This window comes from Streptomyces sp. NPDC035033 (assembly GCF_040636735.1).
Taxonomy (GTDB): domain Bacteria; phylum Actinomycetota; class Actinomycetes; order Streptomycetales; family Streptomycetaceae; genus Streptomyces.
The window spans coordinates 37296-56245 of sequence record NZ_JBEZUZ010000006.1 but is presented as its reverse complement, the minus strand read 5'-3'; the positions used below and the strand labels follow the sequence as shown (position 1 = coordinate 56245).

Sequence of the window (18950 nt, the reverse complement as noted above, 5' to 3'; positions counted from 1 at the left end):
CCGGCCCCTCGCCGTCATCCGCGCGGCAGCCGCGTCTTCAGCACCTTCCCCAGGTCGTTGCGGGGGAGGGCGTCGAGCAGCCGGACCGTCCTCGGCCGCTTGTGCGGGGCGAGCAGCCGCGCCACGTGGTCCGCCAGCTCCTCGGCCGCCGGCGGGGCCGCCGGGTCGGCCGGCACCACCCAGGCCACGACCCGCTCGCCCAGGTCCGGGTCGGGCTCCCCGGTGACGGCCGCCTCCCGCACCCCCGGGTGGTCGAGCAGCGCGTTCTCGATCTCGCCCGCCCCGATCTTGTAACCGCCGCTCTTGATCAGGTCGGTGGCCTTGCGGCCCACCAGCCGAATCGTTCCGTCGCCTTCCCGGACCGCCATGTCCCCGGTGCGGAACCAGTCCCCGTCGAACGCCTCCGCCGTCGCCTCCGGCCGGTTCAGATAGCCGGAGAAGAGGTTCGGGCCGCGCACCTGCACCTCGCCGACCGTCTCCCCGTCGGACCCGGCGAGCACCGACCCGTCCTCCTCCACCAGCCGCAGCTCCACGCCCGGCAGCGGCGGCCCCACCGTCCCGGGGCGCGGCGGGCCGCCGGGCCGGACGCTGGTGTTCATCAGCGTCTCGCTCATCCCGTACCGCTCCACCACCGTCCGGCCCGTCGCCGCCGCGATCCGCTCGTGGTCGCGCACCGGCAGCGCCGCCGACCCCGACACCAGCAGCCGGGCCCCCGCCAGCGCCCGCACCAGCGCCGGGTCGCCGGGGAGGGCGTCGGCGAGCCGGTGGTACATGGTGGGGACGCCGAACAGCATCGTGCCGCCGGCGGCCAGTTCGCGGGCGACGCCCCCGGGCGAGAAGGCGCCCAGGTGCCGGACCTCGCCGCCGCGCCGCAGCGGCCCGAGGACCCCCAGGACCAGGCCGTGCACGTGGAACAGCGGCAGCCCGTGCACCAGCACGTCGTCCGCCGTCCAGGACCACGCCTCCGCGAGCGCGTCGAGCGAGGCGGCGACCGCCCGGCGGGAGAGCAGCACGCCCTTCGGCGGGCCGGTGGTGCCGGAGGTGTAGACGACCAGGGCGGTGGCCTCCGGGTCGGTCTCCCGGGGCGCCGGGGGGCCTGCCGGCCCGTCGAGCGGCACGTCCACGCGGGGGAGCGCGCCGAGCGCGGTCGGCAGCGCGTCCTCCGGGCCGGCCAGCACCGCGTCCGGCGCGCTGTCGCCGAGGACGTGGGCCAGCTCCCGCTCGCCGGAGCGCGGGTTGAGCGGGACGGCGGGGACGCCCGCGAGCAGCGCCGCCACCGTGGCCACCACCGTCCGGGCGGTCGGCACCGCCCACACGGCGACCCGCCGGCACCCGTCGAGCCGGGCCGCGAGCGCACCGGCGGCCCGGGCCAGCTCCTCGTACGAGAGCGCGTCCGGGCCGCAGCGCAGGGCCGGCCGGCCGGTCGGGGCCGCGAGGGCCGGGAACAGCGGCGGGAAGAGGGGTGCGGTCACCGGTCGTACTCCTCGGGTCGGGGGCGAGGGGTGCTGCCGGAACGCATTCTGCCGGGGCGTCAGGGCCGGCCGGCCGTGACCTTCGCCGCCCCGGGCGCCGCCCCGGGGCCCGGCTCGTCGCCGCCCGGCCGGATCCCGCGCATCCGCCCGTACGCGTACACGCAGCCGGCGAGCGCCAGGTCGGAGAGGAGCATGAAGCCGATCGAGTACGAGTCCTTGGCGCTGTAGATCGCGCCCATGACCAGCGGCGGGACGAAGCCGCCGAGGCCGCCCATGGCGCCGACGATGCCGGTCACGGAGCCCACCTGGGCCTGCGGGGTGACCTGCGAGACCAGCGCGAAGACGGAACCGCTGGCGGTGCCGAGGCCGGCCGCCATGACGAGCAGGGCGATCGTGCCGCCCGGGTCCAGCTTCGGGTCGAAGGCCTGGACGATCGCGAAGAGGGCGACGACGCCGAGCGCCCACGCGGTGACGACCGCCGGGTGGGTCCGGTCCGACAGCCAGCCGCCGATCGGCCGGAAGACGACCGTGACCAGCGCGAACCCGGCGGCCTTGGTGCCCGCGTCGGTCGGGTCCAGCTCGTACCAGGTCTTCAGGTACGTCGGCAGGTAGACGCCGAAGGCCACGATGCCGCCGAAGCCGATCGCGTACAGCGCCGACAGCTCCCACGTCACCCGCAGCCGGCCCGCCGAGCCGAGCCGGGTCGCCAGCGGGGCGGTCGGCACCGGCCGGTCGGGGCGGTCGGTGATCAGGAGGGCGGCGAGCACGGCGTACGCGGCGAGCGCGATGGCCACCACGACGAACGGCAGGTTCTCGCCGTGCTTCGCGATCCGGGGCGTGAAGTAGCCGGAGAGCGCCACGCCGCCCATGCCCATGCCGAAGACGCCGAGCGCCAGGCCCCGCTTCTCCGGCGGGAACCAGGAGTTGACCAGCGGGATGCCGATCGCGAAGGTCGTGCCGCCGAGGCCGAGGAGGAAGCCGACCACGAGCATCAGCCCGTAGGAGTCCTTCACCACGATCAGCAGCAGCACGGGGACGATCGTCAGCGCGGAGACGAGCGGGAACATCAGCTTCGCGCCGTACCGGTCGGTCAGCGCGCCGGCCGGGATGCGGCCCAGCGAGCCGACGATCACCGGCACGGCGACGAGGAACGACTGCTGGAACGAGCTGAGGCCCAGGCGCTCGCCGTACCAGCTGCCGAGGGGTGCGATCAGGTCCCACGCCCAGAAGGTGAGCGTGAAGCCGAGCGTGGCCATCACCAGGTTGCGGTAGGCCGCCGCGGTCGGGGGCTTGGCGTCGGAGTTCACCCCTCCAGTCAAGATCCGCCGCGGGGGCCCGGCGCGCGGGGCTGCTCCGTACGGGGCAGCCCCGGGGGGTCCGTCCTACGGCCAGGTCACCGTCGTCGGCGGGGTGCCGTCGTCCTCGACGCGCAGCCAGGCGCCCGCGTCGCCGACGCCGACGTCCACCGTGATCCGCCCGATCCCGGACCGCCGGTGGGCCGCGGCGAGCGCCCCGCGCAGCGCGGCGAGCAGCTTGCGCGCCGACGGCTCGTCGACGAGGGCGTCCACCGCGCCGGTGAAGCGCACTGCCGGCTGGAAGCCCAGCAGCGCCCCCGCCCCGCCGGTCTCGCGCAGCACCCGCCCCCGGAAGGTCGCCGGGGCCTCCGCGGGCGGCTGCTGGAGGGCGAAGATCGTCGTCCGCACCTCCTGGATCGTCGAGTCCAGCTCGTCCACCGCCCGGCCCAGCAGCTCGTCCTCCTCGGAGGAGCCCCCGGCGCGGCGGCGGGTCGACTCCAGCATCATCTCGGTGGCGAACAGGCGCTGGACGACGAGGTCGTGCAGGTCGCGGGCGATCCGGTCGCGGTCCTCGAAGACCGCGAGCCGCTCCCGGTCGTGCCGCGCGTCCGCGAGGACCAGCGCGAGCGCCGCCTGCGAGGCGAACTGCGAGGCGAGCAGCCGGTCCACCGCCGAGTACGGGGCGGCGCCCCGCAGCCGGGGGAGCGCGAGGGTGCCGATCAGCTTCCCGCCGCTGCGCAGCGGCAGCATCATCGACGGCCCGAAGCGGGAGCGGACCGGGGTGGTCATCCGGGGGTCGGTGGCCGAGTCCTCGACGAAGACCGGCTCCCCGCCGAGGAGTTGGACGAGGACCGGGGAGCCGGGTCGGATGGTGGTGCCGACCAGCTCGCCGGGGTCGTCGGTGGTGGAGGCCGCGACGATCTCCATCCCGCCCTCCGGGGTGGGCTGGAGGATCACGCCGGCGGCCGCGCCGGCCAGGATCCGGGCCCGCTCGGCGACGGTCGTCAGGGCGTCCTGGGCGTCCTGGACGGACTCGCCGGTGAGCAGCGCCGTGGTGACGGCCGCCGCGCCCTCGATCCACCGCTCGCGCTGCCGGGCGGTCTCGTAGAGCCGGGCGTTGCCGATGGCGATGCCGGCCTGGGCGGCGAGCACCCGCAGCAGGGCGAGGTCCTCCTCGGTGAAGCCGCCCGGCTTCTCGGTGAGGTAGAGGTTGCCGAAGACCTGGGTGTGGACGCGGATCGGGGTGCCGAGGAAGGTGTGCATCTCCGGGTGGCCCTCGGGCACCCCGGAGGAGCGCGGGTCGGCGGTCAGGTCGTCCAGGCGGAGCGGCCGGGGGTCCCGGACGAGGGCGCCGAGCAGACCGGTGCGGCCGTCGGGGAGCCGGCCGACGCGGGCCCGCTCCTCGTCGGTCATGCCGGTGGTGAAGAGTCCGGTCAGCCGGGGGCGCTCGGGGTCCACGACCCCCAGCGCCCCGTAGCGGGCCCCGGTCAGTTCGGTCGCCGAGTCCACGATGTGCTGGAGCGTGGCGCGGAGTTCGAGCTCCGTGCCGACGCCGAGGACGGCTTCGAGCAGCAGGGGCAGGCGGGCCCGCTCCCGCTCCTCCTCCACGTCCTCGTCCATGATCACCATGGTCTCATCCACGTATGAATCGGGCGATGTCGGGATTGCTCACTCCGTCAGGTCGTCGCGGACGGGGCCGCCGTCCGGGCGGGTCGTCAGTCGGCCAGGTCGTCGGCGTACGCGCGGTCGCGGTCGCGGCCCCGGTCGTGGGCGTCGTCGTCCGCGAGGCCGCGGTGGTCGCCCAGCGGGTCGAGGACCATCGGCTGGACCTTGCCCTCCAGCATCGCGCCGAGGCCGAGGACGGCGCAGACGTCGGGCCGTTCGGCGATGTGCACCGGCATGCCGGTGGCGTCCCGCAGCATCTGGTCGAGGCCCGGGAGCAGCGCGCTGCCGCCGACCATCATGATCCCGCGGTCGGCGAGGTCGGCCACGAGGTCGGGCGGGCAGTCCCGCAGCACCTTCCCGAGGCCGTCGAGCACCGCCGTCAGCGGGGTGTGGATCGCCTCGCGGACCGCGGCCGTGTCGACGGTCACCGAGCGGGCCAGCCCGGTGGCCACGTCCCGGCCGTGGATCTCGGTGGAGGCCGGGCCGTGCGGCGTGAGGCCGTTGCCGCTCAGGGCGAGCTGGAGCGGCCGCACCGACTGGCTCGGCAGCATCAGCTCGTGGTGGTGGCGCAGGTGCTGGATGATCGCGTGGTCGATGGCGTCGCCGCCCACCGGGATCCGCTCGGCCGTCACGATCGCGCCGAGCGAGAGCACCGCGACCTGGGTCGTCGCCGCCCCGCACACCATGATCATGGTCGCGGTGGGCTGCTCGACCGGCAGGCCGGAGCCCACGGCCGCCGCGATCAGCGTGTCGACCAGCTCCACCCGGCGCGCCCCGAGCCCCACCAGGGTCTCCACGGCGGCGCGCTGGGCCAGCGGGTCGCTGTCGTGCGGGGTGCAGGCGGCGGCGCGCAGCCGGGGCTTGCGGCGGAGCTGGCGGCGCAGCTTCTCGCCGAGGAGGTGGCGCAGCATCCGCTGGGCCATCTCGATGTCGACGACCGTGCCGCCGGAGACGGGCCGGACGACCCGGATGTAGTCGGGGGTCCGGCCGGTCATCTTCTCGGCGAGGGCGCCGACCGCGATCAGCGCTCCGGTGTGGGTGTTGACGGCGGCGACGCTCGGCTCGTCGACGACGAGCCCGGCCCCCTTCACGTAGACCCGGGTGCGGGCGGCACCCAGGTCGACGGCGACATGGCAACGGCGCAGCTGATCGAGGCTGACGGTCACGGCGGATCCTCCGGGGTGCGGTGCTGACACGGGCGAGGTGTCGCGGTGCGGGTTTCCTGTTGGCATCGTGCGACCGCCGGGCCCGCCGCGCGCGCTGGGCTGCGCCGCCCGGGGCCGGTGCGGCGCCCGGCGCCGCACCGGGCGGATCCGTTCCGGTCCGTTCCGGCGTCCGCCGAGGCCGGGTGCGGCGAACCGGGAGAATCACGGCGCCACGGCGTCCACCTGTGGTTTCCTCACAAGATCCTCACGTTCTTGCCTCCCTGGGGCCGCGCCGGGCGGCCTAGCCTGCGAGCCCCATGGATTACTGCCACGCGTGCCGGCGGCATCTCAACGGGGCCCTCGCCTGCGCCGGGTGCGGGACCCCCGTCGAGCGGCTGCGGTACGACACCCCCCACGTCCCGCCTCACCCCGCGCCTCACGAGGGCGCCGAGGCCCCCGAGCCGTACGGGACCGGCCGGCCGTACGCCCCGGACGCGTATCCGCCGGCGCCGTACGGGGCGGAGCCTTACGCACCGGATCCGTACGCGCCGGATGCGTACGCGCCGGGCCCGTCCGCGCCCGAGGCGTACGCGGCGGCCGTGCCCGAGGCGTACGCGGCGGAGCGGGCCGTCCCGGAAGAGGCGGCCGAGGCCGCCGAGGCCGCCGCGCCGCTCGCTCCCGAGCACGTCTACGAGCTGGACCTGGTGGTGCCGCCGCCGGCGCCCGGCGGGCGGGCGGCGGGCCGGGCCGCCGCGCGGGGCCGGAAGCGGCCCCGTTCCCGGCGCGGCCGGACGGTCGCGGTGAGCACGCTGGGGCTGGTCCTCGCGGCCGGGTCGCTGGGCCTGGCGAAGGCGGCCTTCGAGGAGCCGGAGGAGAAGGGCCCCGCGACGGCGGTGGAGGAGCTGGAGGCCCCCGAGAGCCCGCTGCCGCCCGCCCTGCCGACCCGGAGCCCGGGCGGCGGGGACGGCGGGGAGGACGGGGAGCGCGAGGGAGGGGACCGCGCGGGCGAGGCTTCCGCGGGTCCGGCCGCGCCGACCGGCCGCCCGCGCCGGATCAGTACGGGCTCCGGCGGGGGCACGGGGGCGGGCGCCGCTCCCGCGTCCCGCCCCGGCACGGGTTCCGGCGGCGGCTCCGGCACGGGGACGGGAGCGGGATCCGGTACGGGGACGGGCTCGGGGGCGGGCGGCGCGCCCGCCGGCCGGCCCTCCGCCACGGCCGCCCCGGCCACGTCCGCCCCGTCGCCGTCCGCGCCGGAGGCCGGCGGGGCCCCGCAGGGCGAGGGCGGCACCCCGGCGCCGGGCGCCTCGGGCTCGCCCACCGCCTCCGCCCCGGCCCCGGCCACGCCGTCCGCCTCCGCGAGCACCACCCCGACGGCTCCGGCGCCCGAACCCTCGGAGACCTGCACCCCCTTCCTCTGGTGGTGCGTCTAGGCGGGGGCCGGCAGGGGCCCCGGGGGTCCCGGGGGTCCCGGGTGCCGCCGGCGGGCGGCGCGCGCTCAGGCCGTCGGGTCGTCCTGGCCGAGCATCCGGCGCAGCAGGTCCCGCAGCAGGGTGCGCTCCACGCCGGTCAGCTCGCCGAGGGGCTCGCGGGCGAAGCGGAGGGAGTCGCGCAGCCGGCGGGCGGTGTCCCGGCCCTCGTCGGTGGGGGCGGCCAGCTTGACCCGGCGGTCGGCCGGGTCGGGGCGCCGCTCGACCAGGCCCCGGGACTCCAGGCGGTCGATGATCCCCGTGACGTTGGACGGCTCGCACTTGAGCTTCTCGGCGATCTTCCGCATCGGGGTGGGCTCCAGGGCGAGCAGCCCGAGGACCCGGGCCTGCGCGCCGGTGAGGGAGTGGGCGGCGGCGGCCTCCTCGTACTCCTGGTGGTAGCGCGCCACGACCGTGCCGATCAGCTCGACGACTTCGAGGGTCACGGGGTCGCTGTGTGAGGTGGGCATGGGTCCCATCGTACTCCGATGCTTGACAACATGAAATATTCAGGAGCATGGTTGTTTCATCACCTGAAGCTTTTCCGGGAGGTTCCCCCATGACCGCTCTGCCCGCCACCAGCCGTGAATGGCACCTCGTCGCCCGCCCGCACGGCTGGCCCGCCCCCACCGACTTCGCCCTGCGCGAGGTCCCGGTCGAGGCGCCCGCCGAGGGCCGGATCCTGGTGAAGAACCTGCACTTCTCGGTCGACCCGTACATGCGCGGCCGGATGAACGACGTGAAGTCCTACGTGCCGCCGTTCAAGCTGGACCACCCGATGGACGGCGGCGCGGTCGGCGTCGTCGTCGCGTCGAACGCGGAGGGCTTCGCCGAGGGCGACCACGTCCTGCACGGCCTCGGCTGGCGCGAGTACGCCAGTGTCCCGGCCCAGCACGCCACCAAGGTGGACCCGGAGCTCGCCCCCCTCTCCACGTACCTGGGCGTGCTCGGCATGCCCGGCCTGACCGCCTACGCGGGCCTCTTCGAGACCGCCTCCTTCAAGGAGGGCGACGCCGTCTTCGTCTCCGGCGCCGCCGGCGCGGTCGGCAGCCAGGTCGGCCAGCTCGCCAAGCTCAAGGGCGCCTCCCGCGTCATCGGCTCGGCCGGCTCCGACGAGAAGGTCAAGTGGCTCGTCGAGGAGCTCGGCTTCGACGCCGCCTTCAACTACAAGAACGGCCCGGTGCGGGACCAGCTGAAGGAAGCCGCCCCGGACGGCATCGACGTCTACTTCGACAACGTGGGCGGCGACCACCTGGAGGCCGCGATCTCCTCGCTCAACGTGCACGGCCGCGCCGCCATCTGCGGCATGATCGCCCAGTACAACGAGACGGAGCCGGTCCCCGGCCCGCGGAACATGGCGCTGATCATCGGCAAGCGGCTCCGCCTCCAGGGCGTCCTGGTCGGCGACCACTACGGCCTCCAGCAGAAGTTCACCGAGGAGGTCGGCGGCCTGCTGCGCTCCGGCGAGCTGAAGTACCGCGAGACCCTCGTCGAGGGGATCGAGAACGGCGTGGACGCCTTCCTCGGTCTGCTCCGCGGCGACAACACCGGAAAGATGATCGTCTCGACGGACCGGTAGTCTTCCCTCAGCCGTCGCGATCGTGGGCGCGAGTCGAGGCGGGGAGAAGAAAGCGAAGACCAGCATGTCCATCCAGCAGTCCGACGTCCTCTACACCGCCGTCGCCACCGCGGAGAACGGCCGTGACGGCCGCGTCGCCACCGACGACGGCAAGCTCGACGTCGTCGTCAACCCGCCCAAGGCCATGGGCGGCTCCGGCGACGGCACCAACCCCGAGCAGCTCTTCGCGGCCGGCTACAGCGCCTGCTTCCAGGGCGCCCTCGGCGTCGTCGCGCGGAACGAGAACGCGGACATCTCCGGCTCGACGGTCACCGCCGAGGTCGGCATCGGCAAGAACGACGACGGCTTCGGCATCATCGTGAAGATCTCGGCCTCCATCCCGAACGTGGACGCCGAGACCGCCAAGAGCCTGATCGAGAAGGCCCATCAGGTCTGCCCGTACTCCAAGGCGACCCGCGGCAACATCACGGTCGAGCTCGCGGTCTGAGCCGGACCGGCGCACACTGAGTGCGGGCCGCACCCCGACCGACCGGGGTGCGGCCCGCACGCGTGTGCAAGGGCGGTGCCACGCCCCGCTAGGCTGCGCGCATGCGTGATTTCGGGGTGGGTTTCGGTCATCTGGTCCAGGGCCAGAAGTGGGTGGCACGGCACGGACGCCGGTTCGGCTTCGGGCTGCTGCCCGGTCTGGTGACGCTGGTCCTCTATCTGGCCGCGCTGGGCGCCCTCGCCCTCAACGCGACCGAGCTGACGGCCTGGGCGACGCCCTTCGCCGACGACTGGTCCACCCTGTGGCGCGACATCTTCCGCAACGCCACGACGGCCCTCCTCTTCGGCTTCGGCGTCTTCCTCGCCGTCGTCACCTTCACCGCCGTCACCCTGCTCATCGGCCAGCCCTTCTACGAGACCCTCTCCGAGGACGTCGACCGCAGCCAGGGCGGCGAGGTGCCCGAGTCCGGCCTGCCGCTCTGGCGCGAACTGTGGATCTCGGCCCGCGACAGCCTGCGGGTGGTGCTCCGGGTCGCCCTCTACGCCGTGCTCCTCTTCGCCTGCGGCTTCATCCCCGTCGTCGGCCAGACCGTCGTCCCCGCCCTCGGCTTCTGCGTCTCCGGCTTCTTCCTCGCCGAGGAACTGACCGCCGTCGCCCTCCAGCGCCGGGGCGTCGAGCTCAAGGAGCGGCTCGCCCTCCTGCGCGGCCGGCGCTGGGCCACCCTCGGCTTCGGCGTCCCGCTCGCCCTCGCCTTCGTCGTCCCCTTCGTGGCCGTCTTCCTGATGCCCGGCGCGGTGGCCGGCGCGACGCTCATGGTCCGCGACCTGCGCGGCGAGGACGCCGAGGAGAACGACCGGGAGGACGGCAACCTTTCCTCCCCGGGCGGCGACCAGGGGGTGCACACCATCCCCCTCGGGAAAGACCACTCATGACGTCACACAAGCGCAGGACCGGCCGCCGCAGGGCACTCCTCGGCGGCCTCGCCGCGTTCGGGGTCACCGGCGCGGCCGTCCTCACCACCGGCCTGCTCGCCCCGGCGGGCGCGGCCCCGGCCGCCGTCCCCGCCTGGCCGGCCGCCAAGGGCGACAAGCCCGTCGCCGCCACCATCGAGGTCTCCGGCACCTACGACGGCAAGCTCAAGCGCTTCCGCGGCACCGGCGCCCTCGGTTCCGACGGGCAGGACGAGAGCCAGCGGCCGCTCTTCGTCCTGAAGGACGGCGCCACCCTCAAGAACGTCGTGCTCGGCACGCCCGCCGCCGACGGCGTCCACTGCCTCGGCAGCTGCACCCTCCAGAACGTCTGGTGGGAGAACGTCGGAGAGGACGCCGCCACCTTCAAGGGCACCTCGGCCGACGCCGTCTACGCGGTGTACGGCGGCGGCGCCCGGGGCGCCTCCGACAAGGTCTTCCAGTTCAACGGCGCCGGCAAGCTCGTCGTGACCAAGTTCCGGGCCGCCGACTTCGGCAAGCTCGTCCGCTCCTGCGGCAACTGCAAGAAGCAGTACCGGCGCACGGTCGTCGTCAACGACGTCGACATCACCGCCCCCGGCAAGTCGATCGTCGGCGTCAACGCCAACTACGGCGACACCGCCTCGCTCCGGAACGTCCGGATCCACGGCGACACCAAGAAGAAGATCAAGCCCTGCATCCGCTACACCGGGAACGACACCGGCAAGGAGCCCACCGAACAGGGCACCGGCCCCGACGGCACCACCTGCCGCTACACGGCCTCCGACATCAGCCACGACTGACCGGCCGCCGGTCGGCCTCCCCGTTCACGGGCCCGTCCCGCCCGTGAACGGGAACAGCGGGTAGCCCTCCACGCAGGGGCCCCCGGGCGGGTGGTGCGGCCAGCCCATCCCGGCCCGGTACAGCAGGGTCAGCGCGACGGCCGCCGCGAGCGGTACGAGCCACCGGGCCGCCCGCCCGCCCCGGAGCGGCCGGCGCCGCCACACGAGCGGCAGCAAGAGCAGCAGCAGCGTCATGCACAGCCACACGCCAACCATCGTGACCAGCAGCCCCACGGTGCCGCCGGCGTCGTTCCCGAGCGGGCAGTCCGCCCAGGCCCGGGCGGTCCACGCCGTGCCGGCGTACGCCCCGGCGGCCGCGAGGACGGGCGCCGCCGCGTACGCGCCGCACCCCGGGGCCGGCGCGGGGCGCGGGGCGGAGCCGGGGGCGGGCCTCATTCCGCCCCCAGGACCGGGTGCAGTTCCGGTCGGGCGTCCCACCACTCCTGGTGGAAGGGGTTGTTGGCGACGTTCGCCAGGTACGCCCCGGCCGCCGCCCGGTACAGCAGTTCCGCGTGCCGGGCGGAGACGGCCGACCGGTTCCAGGCGAGCCGGATCCGGCCGGTGACCGGGTCGCCCTCCAGGGGCCGGAGGACCGTGCCCTCGGTGGGCGGGGCGGTGGGCTGGCTCAGGGAGATCGCGCGACCGGAGGCGATCAGGTCGTAGTGGATCTTGCGGTCGGCGACCCGGTGCCGGAGGGACGGGGTGAAGCCCGCCCGCTCGCAGGCCGCGACCAGCGCCTCGGGGCCGCCGTCGTCGTCCTCCACCAGCGTCATCCACGACTCGCCCGCCAGCTCGGCCAGCGCGATCCGCTCCTTCCCGGCCAGCGGGTGCTCCGCCGAGAGCCGGACGCAGAAGGGCTCCTTCGCGATGAGCGTCCGGGCCGTCGCGCCCCGCGGCAGCGGCACCTCGTGGTCGTTGACCTCGCCGTACAGCACCGCGTCGTACCGGCCCGCGCCGAGCTGCCGGGTCAGCGTCGTCGCCGACTGCTCGACGGTCACCGCGATCTCCCGGCCCGCCACGACCTGTTCGAGCCCCACCAGCAGCCGGTCCACCAGGACCAGCAGGATGCAGCCGAGCCGCAGCGGGGTGGACGGATCGGCGGCCCGCGCGCCCGCGGCCAGCGCGTCCATCTCGCCGAGCACCAGCCGGGCCTTGGAGAGGACGAACTCGCCCAGCGGCGTGGGCTCCACACCGCGCGGGCCGCGCAGGAACAGCTCCCCGCCCGCGACCCGCTCGATCCGCCGCAGCTGCGCCGAGAGCGCCGGCTGCGAGATGCCGAGCCGGAGGGCCGCGCGGCCCAGACTGCCCGCCTCCGCTATCCGGCAGACGGCTTCGAGATGCCTCAACTCCAGCTGCATTTCAGCAGCGTACGCAGCCCCGCGCGGGCGCACCATAACCCGGGTCTTATGCCGGATGAGATGTCCCGGACCGGCCGTGTCCACGCCCATACTCGGCGCCACGATCCGTCTCCCCCACCCGAACGGAGCACGACGTTGCGCCCCACCAGACTCACGGCGGCCGTGGCCGCCCTGGCCCTCTCGGCGAGCCTCGCCACCGCCCTCGCCGGCACCGCGACCGCCGCTCCCCAGGCGCGACCGGTCCCGCCGGGCCACGGCAAGTCCCTGGCACTGGCCGCCGCGGACACCGCCGCCGCCAGCGGCCTCGACGAACTGCGGCACGGCGCCGGCGAGGAGCTCGTCCGCACCTCCGTCACCCCGTGGTCGAACGGCCTCTACTACGCCGCCTACCAGCGGACGTACCAGGGCCTCCCGGTCCACGGCGGCGGCGACGCCGTCGTCCTGGCCGACTCGACCGGCAAGGTCCGCGACGTCACCGGCGCCCCCGCCCCCGCCCTGAAGCTCTCGACGAGCGCCAAGGTGACCGCGGAGGCCGCCCTCGCCACCGCCCGCGGGCAACTGGCCGCCGTGGAGAGCGCGAGCACCCCCGAACTGACCGTGCTCCTCAAGGCCGGCAAGCCCGTCCTCGCCTGGCACACCCTGGTCGTCGGCACCACCGCGAAGCACCTCCCCAGCTCGCTCGACACCTACGTCGACGCCCGCACCGGCAAGGTCGCCCAGGCCACCGACAAGGTCCGGCACGCCGAGGGCCGCGGCTACCACAACGGCAACGTCACGATCGACACCGCCGCCTCCTCGATGACCGACACCAGCCGCGGCGGCTTCAAGTGCGGCGGCCAGAACGGCAGCGCGTACACCGGCTCCTCCCCGTGGGGCAACGGCGGCGCCAACGACCTCGTCACCGCCTGCGTCGACATCATGTACGCCGCCCAGCGCGAGTCCGACATGCTCAAGGAGTGGTTCGGCTACAACGGCATCAACGGCCAGGGCGGCATGGTCCCGGCCCGCGCCGGCCTCACCCAGGTCAACGCCTACTACGACGGGACGAAGACCACCTACGGGCGCAACCAGAACGGCACCAACCAGCTCACCGGCATCGACGTCGTGGCCCACGAGTACGGCCACGAGATCTTCGACCGCACCCCGGGCTCGGCCGGCTCGTCCAACGAGAACGGCGGCATGAACGAGTCCACCGGCGACATCTTCGGCGCGCTCACCGAGCACTACGCGAACAACCCGAACGACACCCCGGACTACACGGTCGGCGAGGAGCTCAACTTCACCGGCAACAACCAGCCGATCCGCAACATGTACAACCCGTCGCTCATCAACAACGACCCCAACTGCTATCCCCAGCTGACCTCCGGCACCGAGGTGCACGCGGCGGCCGGCCCGCAGAACCACTGGTTCTACCTGCTCGCCGAGGGCTCCAACCCCGGCGGAGGCAAGCCGAACAGCCCCATATGTTCCGGCGGTCCGTCCTCCGTCACCGGCATCGGCATCCAGAAGGCCGGCAAGATCTTCATGGGCGCCCTGCTGCTCAAGACCTCCTCCTGGAACCACCCCGCGGCCCGCCGCGCCACCCTCACCACCGCCAAGAACACCTACGGCGCCGCCGAGTGCAACGCGGTGAAGGCGGCCTGGAACGCGGTCGGCGTCCCCGCCCAGTCCGGCGAGACCGACTGCGGCGGCACCTCGACCCCGGACTTCTCGCTCTCCCTGAACCCGTCCTCGGGCTCGGCCCAGCCGGACACCCAGGTCACCGCGACCGTGAACACCTCCACCACCGGCGGCTCCGCGCAGACCGTCCAGCTCTCCGCGAGCGGCGCCCCCAGCGGGGTCACGGTCTCCTTCAGCCCCTCCTCGGTGACCTCCGGGAACTCCTCGACGATGACCGTCAAGGTCGGCGCCGGGACCCCGAACGGCACCTACCCGATCACCGTCACCGGCACGGGCTCCGCCACCCACACCGTCACCTACCAGCTGACGGTCGGCACCACCACGCCGCCCACCGGCTGCGACAACACCGAGTACACCTACCGGGGCACGCTGGCCTCCGGTCAGGCCGCCGCCCAGCCGGACGGCTCGTACTACTACGCGGCGACGTCCGGCACCCACGTCGGCTGCCTGCGCGGCCCGGCCGGCACCGACTTCGACCTCTACCTCCAGAAGTGGAACGGCTCGGGCTGGGCGGACGTGGCCGTCGGCGGCACCGCCGGCGCCGACGAGGACACCAGCTACCACGGCACCGCCGGCTACTACCGCTACGTCGTGCACGCCTACAGCGGCTCCGGCGCCTACACGCTGGGACTGAGCGCCCCGTAACGGGCCACGAGCGCCCCGGGGCGGGGCCCTGACCCCCGCCCCGGGGACGGAGGACCGTACGGCGGACCGGGGGTTCCGTCGTACCGCCTCCCGGGCCGGGCCGCCGGAGTCCCACGGCGGCCTGGCCCTCCGCCCGTCTCAGCCCGCCTCGGCCAGTACGAACCCCGGCTTCTCCGGGCCCGCGTCGGCGAGCCGCCCGCCGTCCGGGCCCCAGATCCCGGCCATGCCGCCGCCCTCGCCGACCTCGCTCGGCCCCAGCGCGTTGCCGAGCACCACGTACAGGCCGAACTCCCGGGCCCGCGCCGGGTAGACGGTCGCGAAGGAGTCGTTCGCGGCCTCCAGCATCGAACTGGCCAGATAGACCGCGCAGCCGTCGGCGGCGGCCCGCTCGGCGAGCTCCGGGAACCGGTTGTCGTAGCAGGTGGCGAGCGCGAACCGGACGCCGTCGAGCTCGAACCGGCCGTCGGCCGTGCCCGCCGTGAACGTGGACCGCTCGGGCCCGTGGAAGAGGTGCCGCTTGTCGTAGCGGGCGAGCAGCGCGCCGTCCGGGCCGATCACCAGCGTGGTCAGCCCCGGGAGCGGACCCCCGCCCCGCACCGGCCCGTTGACGACCGCGGCCGCCCCGGCGGCCCGGCACGCCTCGCGCACCGGATCGAGGCGCGGGTCGTCCTCGGTCAGCACCAGGGCGGGGTCCTCCCGGATCAGCGCGGTGTCGTACCCGGTGAGCGACAGCTCCGCGAAGACGACCACCCGGGCGCCGGCGGCCCCGGCCTCCCGGACCAGACCGGCGATCGTACGGACGTTGGCCTCGATGTCCCCCGCGAGAGGGGCGAACTGGGCGGCGGCGAGAATCATGCCCCCATGCTCGCAGCTCCTCCGCCGTCTCCCGCGGCCGCTCCGGGAAGGCCGCCCACCGCCTCCTGACCGAGGACCCGTCGCCGTCCGCCGAGGACCCGGCGGCGGGGGTGCGCCGGCCGCCGGAAAACCCCGGGCGCCCCGTGGGCGGGGGGGCTTAGGCTTCGGGCATCGGCTCCGCGCGCGGGGCCGAAGGGTGCGGGGCTGTGGCAGAGCACGGGCGATTGCGGAGCTGGGCCGAGGAGGTCCCCGAGGCCCGGGGAGAGCGAGCGCGGGCCGGACCTGGCCGGCGTAATCCCGCGGGTTCAAATCCCGCCGGCCCCGCACCCGTTCCCGTACGCCGCCCCTACCGCTCGGCGGCGCCCGCGAGCAGGCGCAGGAAGTCGCGGAAGGCGCCGGGCATGTCGACCGCGGCCGGGTCCAGGAGCCACTGGTACTGGAGGCCGTCCATCACGGCCGTCAGCAGCGGTGCCGCCCGCTCCGGGGTCAGCCCGCCCGGCAGCCGCTCGCCGAACTCCAGCCGCAGCACGTCCGCCATGGTGGCCCGCACCTGCGCGTACCGCTCGGTGAAGAACTCCCGGGCCGGATGCCCCTCGGTGACGGACTCGCCGAGCAGCGCCGAGAAGGTCTGCACGATCCCGGGCCGCATCGCGTTGTACTCCACCAGCGACTCCAGCAGGTCGAGCCGCCAGCCCTCGCGGTCCCGGCCGCCGCTGGTGTCCCAGCGGTCGCGCTCCTCCAGGACGGCGACGAGCAGCGCCTCCTTGGTGGGGAAGTAGTGCAGCAGGCCCTGCTGGGTCAGGCCCACGCGCTCGGCGACGGAACCGAGGGTGGCGCCCCGGTAGCCGCGCTCGGCGATCACCTCCAGGGCGGCGCGCAGGATCTCCGCGCGGCGCTCCTCGCTCCTGGCCCGTGCCATCGCCGGCCCCCTTTCCGCAGGTCCCTGTCGGGAGGACCGTACGCCATGCCCTGCATAACGAAAAGATTACATCGCCTACCGATCTACCGGTAGGTGGGTTCATGATGGCCGCACCAGCACTTCGACGCGGAGGTACGGACGTGAACGAGGACGCCGTGCGGGAGGCGGCCGTCGAGGCCGCCCTCGCCCAGCTCGACCTGGACACCAAGGCTTGGCTGCTCGGCGGCCGGGACATGTGGTCGCTGCCCGCCGTCCCGGAGATCGGGCTGGCGCCGATCGTCATGTCCGACGGCCCCGTCGGCGTCCGCGGCGTCCGCTGGACCGCCGACGACCCCTCCGTCGCCCTGCCGTCCCCGACCGCGCTCGCCGCCGCCTGGGACCCCGCCCTCGCCCGCCGGGCCGGCCGGCTCCTCGCCCAGGAGGCCCGCCGCAAGGGCGTCCACGTCCTCCTCGCCCCCACCGTCAACCTGCACCGCACCCCGCTCGGCGGCCGCCACTTCGAGGCGTACAGCGAGGACCCGTACCTCACCGGCGCCGTCGGCACCGGCTACGTGCGGGGCGTGCAGGACGGCGGCGTCGGCACCACCGTCAAGCACTTCGTCGCCAACGACGCCGAGACCGACCGCTTCACCGTCGACAACAAGGTCGCCCCGCGCCCGCTGCGCGAGCTCTACCTCGCCCCCTTCGAGGCGATCGTCGCGGGCGCCCGCCCCTGGGGCGTCATGACCGCCTACAACCGGGTCAACGGCGTGACGATGACCGAGCACCGGTACCTCGTCGAGGAGGTCCTGCGCGGCGAGTGGGGCTTCGACGGCTTCAACGTCTCCGACTGGATGGCCGCCCGCTCCACCACCGGCGCCGTCGCCGGCGGCCTCGACGTCGCCATGCCCGGCCCGCACACCGTCTACGGCGAGGCGCTCGCCGCCGCCGTCCGGGCCGGCGAGGTCGAGGAGTCCGCCGTCGACGCGGCCGTACGGAACGTGCTGCGGCTCGCCGCCCGCGTCGGCGCCCTCGAAGGCGCCCCCGCCGCCGTCGCCGAGCCCCCCGCCCCGATCGACGGCGACGCCCTCGCCCGCGAGATCGCCCGCCGCGGCTTCGTCCTCCTCCGCAACGAGAACGGCGCGCTGCCCCTGAGGCCCGGCACCGTCGCCCTCTCCGGCGCCGCCGCCCGCGACGCCCGCGTCCTCGGCGGCGGCTCCGCCCAGGTCTTCCCCGAGCACGTCGTCTCCCCGCTCGACGGCCTCACCGCCGCCCTCGCGGAACTTCCCGGCGGGGCACGCCTCACCTACGCCGTCGGCGCCGACCCCAGCGACGAACTCGCCCCCGCCGGCCAGGGCTTCACCCTCCGCGCGATCTGCCGCGACGCCGACGGCGAGGTCCTCGGCGAGGGCACCCTCCCCAACGGCCAGGTCCAGTGGATCGGCGACGACCTCCCGGCCGGCGTCACCCGCGACGCCCTCGCCTCCGTCGAGGTCACCGGCGTCTTCACCCCGCGCGAGAGCGGCGCCCACGCCTTCGGCACCCGCGGCCTCGGCGCCTTCACCCTCACCGTCGCCGGCCGCGAACTCTTCGACGGCGTCCAGGAGATGGGCCCCGAGACCGACCCCTTCGAAGCCTTCTTCGGCTCCCCGGTCGAACGCGGCACCGTCGAGCTCACCGCCGGCGAGACCGTCGAGGTCTCCCTGAAGCACACCCTCGCCGAGGAGTTCGCCGCCCCGCTCCCCGCGGTCATGTTCTCCTTCGTCCACCTCGCGCCCCGCCGCGACCCCGACGAACTGATCGCCGAAGCCGTCGAGGCCGCCCGCACCGCCGACACCGCCGTCGTGGTCGTCGCCACCACCGAACGCGTCGAGTCCGAGGGCTTCGACCGGCGCGACCTCGCCCTCCCCGGCCGCCAGGACGACCTGGTCCGCGCCGTCGCCGCCGCCAACCCGAACACGGTCGTCGTCGTCAACGCCGGCTCCCCGGTCGAACTGCCCTGGCGCGACGACGTCGCCGCGATCCTGCTCACCTGGTTCCCCGGCCAGGAGGGCGGCGCCGCCCTCGCCGACGTCCTCACCGGCGCCGAGGAGCCCGGCGGCCGCCTCCCCACCACCTGGCCCGCCGCCCTCGCCGACGCCCCCGTCACCGAGGTCACCCCCACCGACGGCGAACTCGCCTACACCGAGGGCCTCTTCATCGGCTACCGCGCCTGGGACCGGGCCGGCGCCGTCCCCGCGTACCCCTTCGGCCACGGCCTCGGCTACACCACCTGGTCGTACGAGCGCCTGGAGGCCACCCCGGAGGCGGTCACCGTCCGCCTCACCAACACCGGCGACCGCCCCGGCCGCGAGACCGTCCAGCTCTACCTCGCGCCCGTCGCGGACACGGTGGAGCGCCCCGCCCGCTGGCTCGCCGCCTTCGCCGGCGTCGAGGCCGCCCCCGGCGAGACCGTCGAGACCACGATCCCGCTCCCGCGCCGCGCCTTCGAGATCTGGGACGAGGAGAAGCACGCCTGGACCCCGGTCCCCGGCCGGTACGAGGTCCACGCCGCCCACTCCCTGGCCGACAGCCGCCTCGCCGCCACCGTGGAGCTCTGACCCCGGCCCCCCCGCG

16 protein-coding genes are annotated in these 18950 nt (G+C 74.9%); 7 read left to right on the top strand and 9 right to left on the bottom strand.

Translation table 11 applies throughout. The annotated features are described in order from the left end of the window. Positions 1-14: 14 nt before the first annotated feature. The 4 genes from AB0E83_RS04700 to AB0E83_RS04685 form a co-directional block, all read right to left on the bottom strand. Complete coding sequence (locus AB0E83_RS04700) at positions 15-1448, bottom strand: acyl-CoA synthetase (protein ID WP_362106005.1); 1434 nt, start codon at positions 1446-1448, stop codon at positions 15-17. A gap of 83 nt (positions 1449-1531) precedes the next feature. Beyond that, complete coding sequence (locus tag AB0E83_RS04695) at positions 1532-2728, bottom strand: MFS transporter (protein ID WP_362106002.1); 1197 nt, start codon at positions 2726-2728, stop codon at positions 1532-1534. A 126-nt stretch (positions 2729-2854) separates the two neighbouring features. Beyond that, entirely contained in the window at positions 2855-4396 is a 1542-nt protein-coding gene (locus AB0E83_RS04690; protein ID WP_362105999.1) for a GAF domain-containing protein, read from the bottom strand. Positions 4397-4482: 86 nt separating this feature from the next. Then, on the bottom strand, positions 4483-5598 hold the full coding sequence (locus AB0E83_RS04685; protein WP_362105828.1) for a rod shape-determining protein: 1116 nt from the start codon (positions 5596-5598) through the stop codon (positions 4483-4485). A gap of 296 nt (positions 5599-5894) precedes the next feature. Between AB0E83_RS04685 and AB0E83_RS04680 the strand changes: the two genes are divergently transcribed. Beyond that, entirely contained in the window at positions 5895-7007 is a 1113-nt protein-coding gene (locus AB0E83_RS04680) for a hypothetical protein (protein WP_362105825.1), read from the top strand. A 65-nt stretch (positions 7008-7072) separates the two neighbouring features. Here AB0E83_RS04680 and AB0E83_RS04675 read toward each other — a convergent pair whose 3' ends face one another. After that, positions 7073-7513 (bottom strand): MarR family transcriptional regulator, encoded by a 441-nt coding sequence (locus AB0E83_RS04675; protein WP_362105822.1) that lies wholly within the window; start codon positions 7511-7513, stop codon positions 7073-7075. Positions 7514-7602: 89 nt separating this feature from the next. On the opposite strand from AB0E83_RS04675, the gene AB0E83_RS04670 reads away from it, so the two are divergent. The 4 genes from AB0E83_RS04670 to AB0E83_RS04655 all read left to right on the top strand — a co-directional run bounded on the left by AB0E83_RS04670 (position 7603) and on the right by AB0E83_RS04655 (position 10859). Beyond that, entirely contained in the window at positions 7603-8622 is a 1020-nt protein-coding gene (locus tag AB0E83_RS04670; protein WP_362105819.1) for an NADP-dependent oxidoreductase, read from the top strand. 64 nt (positions 8623-8686) lie between these two features. Continuing rightward, the gene (locus AB0E83_RS04665) at positions 8687-9109 is read left to right on the top strand and encodes an organic hydroperoxide resistance protein (RefSeq protein WP_362105816.1); all 423 of its coding nucleotides are present in this window, start codon (positions 8687-8689) and stop codon (positions 9107-9109) included. A gap of 101 nt (positions 9110-9210) precedes the next feature. Continuing rightward, positions 9211-10041 (top strand): EI24 domain-containing protein, encoded by an 831-nt coding sequence (locus tag AB0E83_RS04660; protein WP_362105813.1) that lies wholly within the window; start codon positions 9211-9213, stop codon positions 10039-10041. Then, positions 10038-10859: a pectate lyase gene (locus tag AB0E83_RS04655; protein WP_362105810.1), complete on the top strand. Its 822-nt coding sequence runs from the start codon at positions 10038-10040 to the stop codon at positions 10857-10859. The genes AB0E83_RS04660 and AB0E83_RS04655 overlap by 4 nt, the downstream gene beginning before the upstream one ends. 24 nt (positions 10860-10883) lie before the next feature. Here AB0E83_RS04655 and AB0E83_RS04650 read toward each other — a convergent pair whose 3' ends face one another. Further along, positions 10884-11294: a hypothetical protein gene (locus AB0E83_RS04650; RefSeq protein ID WP_362105807.1), complete on the bottom strand. Its 411-nt coding sequence runs from the start codon at positions 11292-11294 to the stop codon at positions 10884-10886. After that, positions 11291-12256, bottom strand: a complete 966-nt coding sequence (locus tag AB0E83_RS04645) for a LysR family transcriptional regulator (RefSeq protein ID WP_362105804.1) — start codon at positions 12254-12256, stop codon at positions 11291-11293. Before AB0E83_RS04645 ends, AB0E83_RS04650 begins: the two co-directional genes overlap by 4 nt. A gap of 135 nt (positions 12257-12391) precedes the next feature. On the opposite strand from AB0E83_RS04645, the gene AB0E83_RS04640 reads away from it, so the two are divergent. Next, positions 12392-14581 (top strand): M4 family metallopeptidase, encoded by a 2190-nt coding sequence (locus AB0E83_RS04640; protein WP_362105801.1) that lies wholly within the window; start codon positions 12392-12394, stop codon positions 14579-14581. A gap of 138 nt (positions 14582-14719) precedes the next feature. Here the strand turns inward: AB0E83_RS04640 and AB0E83_RS04635 are convergent, their stop codons facing one another. Then, positions 14720-15436, bottom strand: coding sequence for a carbon-nitrogen hydrolase family protein (locus tag AB0E83_RS04635; RefSeq protein WP_362105798.1), 717 nt, complete (start codon positions 15434-15436; stop codon positions 14720-14722). Positions 15437-15782: 346 nt separating this feature from the next. Continuing rightward, a complete protein-coding gene (locus AB0E83_RS04630) occupies positions 15783-16355 on the bottom strand; it encodes a TetR/AcrR family transcriptional regulator (protein ID WP_362105795.1) in 573 nt (190 codons plus the stop codon). A gap of 101 nt (positions 16356-16456) precedes the next feature. Here AB0E83_RS04630 and AB0E83_RS04625 point away from each other — a divergent pair, with 101 nt between their 5' ends. Next, positions 16457-18934, top strand: coding sequence for a glycoside hydrolase family 3 C-terminal domain-containing protein (locus tag AB0E83_RS04625; protein WP_362105792.1), 2478 nt, complete (start codon positions 16457-16459; stop codon positions 18932-18934). Positions 18935-18950 lie beyond the last annotated feature (16 nt).